The sequence below is a fragment of the Fodinibius sp. genome (assembly GCF_041642155.1).
Taxonomy (GTDB): domain Bacteria; phylum Bacteroidota; class Rhodothermia; order Balneolales; family Balneolaceae; genus Fodinibius.
The window spans coordinates 1-5,112 of sequence record NZ_JBEPWZ010000225.1 but is presented as its reverse complement, the minus strand read 5'-3'; the positions used below and the strand labels follow the sequence as shown (position 1 = coordinate 5,112).

Here is a 5,112-nt window from a genome sequence, read left to right as displayed (position 1 = left end):
TGGGGACCCGATGCGTTGATTTCAGGGCCTTTGCAAATCGTTCGTTCATTTTTGTGAGCCTTCATTTTGTGATTAATCAGAATATCTATCCGTTAAACGCGGTTTTAACGCTTCGGGATCCTATGAACTAACAGGGCTGCCTGTTGTACGCTTCTTCCATTCGACAACGGCTGCGGCTCCGAGAAACAGCAGGAGAGCCATTAAACCCCATATTCCGCCGTACTGCCAAAGCATGTAGATACTGGCGGTGCCGATCAGCACAATGGAGAGGATCATCAGCGTATTCCATATGACTCGCCGGCGGCCGGTCGGCTTGTGTTCCTGCATGATGGCCTCGCTGTTGAGCATTAAGAAAAACGTCACATAGGCAATGGGCAGCAGCATCAGCGTGATCACCGACGTGGGAATCGCCAGCCAGAACAGCGCCTGGTCCCAGAAGAACGGGCCCAGGACCCCCACGCTCGGGATCAGTATACCGGCCCGGAAATACCAGCTGTCGTAAGGGACTTTCATGATCTCACAGACCACAAATCCACAGATGACCATATGTATCGTAATCGTGGAGAGCGCCATGGCAAACACCCCGATCCCAAAAATGATGTTGCTGAAGGCCCCGCCGAGCAGCGGCTGAAGCGAAAGGGCAAGGTCAAAGGCATCGCGGGTGACCAGGGTGGCTGCCATGCGCTGCTCGGCATTCCCCAGCTGCTCGACCTGCGCGGACAGCTGCTCGCCGGAGAGCGTCCCCGCTCCTTCCGCTTCGTGCAATACCCGGCCTTCCAGCAACCGGTTGTATTCACTGACCTGCTGCTCGTTCGGATCCCACTCCGCGGTTTGCCCCTCTTCTTCCAAAAAGCCCGGTTGCGGGACCGTATGAAACTGGCTGGCGCCTGCAATGACTACGCAGCTTGTCGCCAGCATAAAAGGCAGAAGCATGCCGGCAATCAAATCGAATTTCATCATCCCCTTGTATTCGGTCCCCCACTTTCGGCGCAACATGGAGTAGGCAAAAAGAAAGGTGGCATTGATGCCCACCGCACTCGAAAGAGCGGCAGCCATCACCTCCTGCTGGCGGGAGACAATCAGATCCGACCAGTACTGAGCCGATATCTCGGGAAGCTGCTCCAGAAGGGGCAGGAAGCCCTCGGCGGGACGAAAGATCAGGGCCGGATTGGGAATAAAGCCGGCAAATACTTCCCCCCAGTCGATTGCGTTGCCGGCGATAGCCAGACGGACCACCACGCCTATGAACGACAGCACTACAATAGCCACCAGTCCTTTAAGGATCATTTCGAAAATCGCAACGCCCCGGCTTCCGCCGCCGTAATTCCAGGTCATGCCCAGCGTAACAGCCAGGGCCAGTACCGAGATAAACAGCATACTGCCAAAATCACCGAATACACTTCCGGGGCCGAATATTCCCGGCAGCAGGTTTTGCTGTACGACTCCGTTCGCCAGGGAAAACTGGGGCATCACCCAGACCATACAGGCCAGAATTGAGCCGAGGGCCCATCCCCATCCCAGTACCGGGTTGATATGTTCATTGATCGCATAAAAAGGCCGCTGGTCCGTGGCCAGCGTCACCAGCCCGAGCGCACTGAGCATGATGATGCCCAACAGCATCGCCAGCGGCTGCAGCCACAACATGCTGACGCCGGTCAGCACCCCCAGGTACAGGCCACTGGCCAGCGATCCTCCCCCCAGCGTCAAGGCACTCTGAAGCCACCCCGGTCCCGACAGGGCAAAATAGGTCTTTAACTTTATGTACCAGCTTTTCCCCTCAACTTCCCGCAGCCTTTGGGCCTCTTCGTCAAAACGTTTATTATCTTCTTTCGATAACCTACTGTCCTCTGGCATGCCATCCTCAATTGATGGTTAACATTAGTTAAAAAATCACTTTATGTAATAATTTTTATATGATTTTCTTTCAAACCTCATGATATATTCTTTCAAAAAATGGAACAAGCTCTATGTATGTTACAGCAAATCCCAATTCATTAAGGATATATGAATCTATCATATATTTAATATTCTTTTTGCATTCCCGTCTCGTAACAGGTTCTTGGTCTTGTTATCAGCTTCAGAATCCCTCAGGGACTCAATCCGTAATGCCCCGGTAACATAATCCAGTATAGGAGAATGTGTGCCGAAGGCAAATTTATCTCTTCCATACCGTTCCAGTAGTTCAGCAAACCTCCTCAAACCCCTTCCGGAAGTATCCATAACAAGATTCGTTTTTTTTAAAAGTTCCGTTTCTTCCTCATCGAGAAATGGATTACCCACGATATTCAGGATGAGATACCTGGCATCGGGAACTTCTTTAATAAGGGGAATAAGATCTCTTAAGGACCACTCGCTTCCTCTTTCCAGATCCATCCAGGATGTTGCCCTGCTATCCGACATGCGAAGGGAAAGGGCCACAGGCATATTCCTGTCACGGGCACTTTTGACCAGTTCTATACAGGAGGGATTTGTGATCTCATAATTATGGTATCTCGGATACAGGCGAATCCCTTTCATATCCATTTTTTCACTACATACTTGGAAGTCATTTTTCCATCCCGCATAGATAGGATTCATAACTGCAAATGGAATAAAGCGGTCCTCAAAAGACTTATCTGACTGCAAGGTTTCATATAGTTCTTCGTTGGCTGATTGCGGGTTCTGGTAAAAAATCCCATTCAAGTTGCTGATTACGGAAAGATCCACGCCAAACTGGTTCATTCTTCCGAGCAGGGATTCGCAGGTATTATAATTAAGTTTTCTAAAAGGCCAGTGTCCCACATAGGCATTCATATCAATCAACATGATAACCACCCTTTTTCAATATATTATTATAATTTTCAAAAAAAATTTTCTCACGCTGCCTCTCATTCAAATCGGCCGAAAACATACTTCCAACCCCCGTGTAAGGATTCAGGTCGCCCCCATAAAGCACCCGGTCTTCCCCGAGCTGTTCAACGGCAAAGTTAATAATATTTTGCTCGTTGTTACTGCCCGAAATATCCACATATACATTTGGAGAGTCTTTAAGCGCTTTGCATGCGTACTCCCAGTCCAGTCCACCCCCCAGGTGAGCAAACTGAAACATCCCCTCCGGGTATCTTTCTGCTATTTCTACGAAGTCCTCGGGAATAGACAGGCTCGGGGGGTCGAGGGTCCCGTACTCGGGACCTATGCGCGTGACATCCGGTCCCGAGTGCATAAGGATGATCATATTCAAATCAATACACTTTTCAATGATGGGATAGACTAACGGGTCATTAATTTTAACTTGTTTATAGAGTTTTAGTCCAACCATACCGCGGTCAACGCATCGATCCATCTCCTCAAGCGCTTCTTCCTGGTAGGTGGGATCCACCGTCATTTGCCCGATAAACCTGTCCGGAAATTGTTCCACTGCATCCAGGATCCGGTCATTGTATTTCCGAAACAACCCGGGGCTGCTGTCCATGGTAGTGACGGGCCTTGAAATTACTGACCAATCAATGCCCAGCCTGTCGGCAAAATCAATCTGATCTTCCGGTCCGCCTACGCTGAGGCCAATATGGGCATGCGAGTTAATCTTCCGGTATTTTCTGACCTCCTCCATAATGTGGATGAGAGAGTCGGAAGAAGAGCCCGGTTTCGCCCTGGAAGAACAACCCAAAAGATTACTTCCCAGCATCATTCCTGCAGTCGATAATACTGAATTCCTCAAAAAACTTCTGCGACTGATTTCTTGTCTCATATAAAAACCATCTTTTCAATAAACTTAAATGTATGTTAAAATAATACGTATTTCCTACCTCATCCCCATTCAAATGACACCGCAGCACGGAGTTTCGGATGGGCAAGAACGTCCCGGGGTTCATCCAGGGTCATTCGCGTCAAACTCCGCTGCACCTTCAGCCCGCGCTCACGCAGCAAAGCCGAGGTTTCCCTGCACCTGATACAGTCAAGCAGAACCGGCTCCCCGCGGAGTACGCGGGATGCCTCACTGAGCAAGTCGGTGAAGCCTTCCGTTGTATCCGTTACGATGGGACCCAAATGAAAGTATTCTCGTCCCCCGCGTATAAACATCATTCCCTTCAATTGATTTTTACGAGTCACCCCCCATTTCCGTACGGTAGTTTCACTAAATAAATGGCGAATAAGATTCCCCCTGTCACAACCACTCCACTGACGATCAAGGCGGATTGCCTGAGACAGGTGGTTTTCATTCATTTTTTCTGCCCTATTATTTTCGGTTGAATGGGACAGCCCCCCCATCCAGCGGTCGATAGGTCGTACGTCACAAAAACCATACTGTTTGTAGAGCCGTCTTCCCTGGTCGGTCGCATCCAAACCTATAATGTCACATTCCTGCTCTCGTCCCGCATCGATGGCCCTTTCCAGTAACTGTTTTCCCATGCCCATGCCCCGGTACGACTTGTCGACAATCACCATACCAATCCATCCCAAATCAGTGCCAAACGCAGCCAATGTCGCTGTTCCCACCAACCGCTTATTATCCCGGATAGCAAAGCAGGTCTCCGGATTCAATTCTATCAGGCGCGCCCACTCCGATTTTGTTTGATTCCAACCGACCTGTGAACTCAGACGAAAAGCCTCATCAATATCATCCTGTGTCAGTATGGAATCCGTATACCTTTGTTTCATCTACTATTTCCTGCTTTAAGCGTGACATCAGATGCTCCTTTAATCCGTCTTAGTCTAATGCCCAGCGGACGGCGTTGACCAGGAGATTCCGGTACCGGGGCTCATCAAAATCATCAGGGTAGCCCAGTGAGGTGTAGAATACCCTGCTGTCTCCCGCCCTGCGCGTATACGCAACCGGGTTCACATGCCCGCCGGCCATTCCGCTCAGTAGTACATTGGCCTGCTCGTCCAGCAGCCGGATAAGATAGATATTGCCGCTGCTCTGCCACTGGATGGGCTCAAAACCCTCCAGAATCGGATGGTCGGCTGCTCCCGGTGCCACCGCTACGGCCGTGCCGTCCTCGACCGAGCCGTAGCCGGTATTTTCCTGTCCCAATATCTCCGGTACGAACTCGGGCCAATCCTTATAGCCTTCCGGGATCTCGCCGTCCTCATCGCGCACGGCAAACGCGTGGTTGGCCGTTCGAATGCCAA

Annotated in this window: 5 protein-coding genes; all 5 read right to left on the bottom strand. The window is 50.4% G+C overall.

Annotated elements, in window-relative coordinates:
- Positions 1-120: 120 nt before the first annotated feature.
- Positions 121-1,854, bottom strand: coding sequence for a divalent metal cation transporter (locus tag ACESLU_RS11510; protein ID WP_372638795.1), 1,734 nt, complete (start codon positions 1,852-1,854; stop codon positions 121-123).
- Positions 1,855-2,013: 159 nt separating this feature from the next.
- Positions 2,014-2,805 (bottom strand): amidohydrolase family protein, encoded by a 792-nt coding sequence (locus ACESLU_RS11505; protein WP_372638794.1) that lies wholly within the window; start codon positions 2,803-2,805, stop codon positions 2,014-2,016.
- Complete coding sequence (locus tag ACESLU_RS11500) at positions 2,795-3,727, bottom strand: amidohydrolase family protein (RefSeq protein ID WP_372638793.1); 933 nt, start codon at positions 3,725-3,727, stop codon at positions 2,795-2,797. The genes ACESLU_RS11505 and ACESLU_RS11500 overlap by 11 nt, the downstream gene beginning before the upstream one ends.
- Positions 3,728-3,786: 59 nt before the next feature.
- Complete coding sequence (locus ACESLU_RS11495; protein WP_372638792.1) at positions 3,787-4,638, bottom strand: GNAT family N-acetyltransferase; 852 nt, start codon at positions 4,636-4,638, stop codon at positions 3,787-3,789.
- A 49-nt stretch (positions 4,639-4,687) separates the two neighbouring features.
- Positions 4,688-5,112, bottom strand: a 425-nt coding sequence (locus tag ACESLU_RS11490; RefSeq protein WP_372638791.1) for a ThuA domain-containing protein, incomplete at its 5' end; no start/stop codon positions are given.

What these genes read in the sequence shown, in the direction of transcription:
- ACESLU_RS11510 (WP_372638795.1), bottom strand. Translation starts at nt 1,854, where the DNA reads ATGCCAGAGGACAGTAGGTTATCGAAAGAAGATAATAAACGTTTTGAC.
- ACESLU_RS11505 (WP_372638794.1), bottom strand. Translation starts at nt 2,805, where the DNA reads ATGTTGATTGATATGAATGCCTATGTGGGACACTGGCCTTTTAGAAAA.
- ACESLU_RS11500 (WP_372638793.1), bottom strand. Translation starts at nt 3,727, where the DNA reads ATGAGACAAGAAATCAGTCGCAGAAGTTTTTTGAGGAATTCAGTATTA.
- ACESLU_RS11495 (WP_372638792.1), bottom strand. Translation starts at nt 4,638, where the DNA reads ATGAAACAAAGGTATACGGATTCCATACTGACACAGGATGATATTGAT.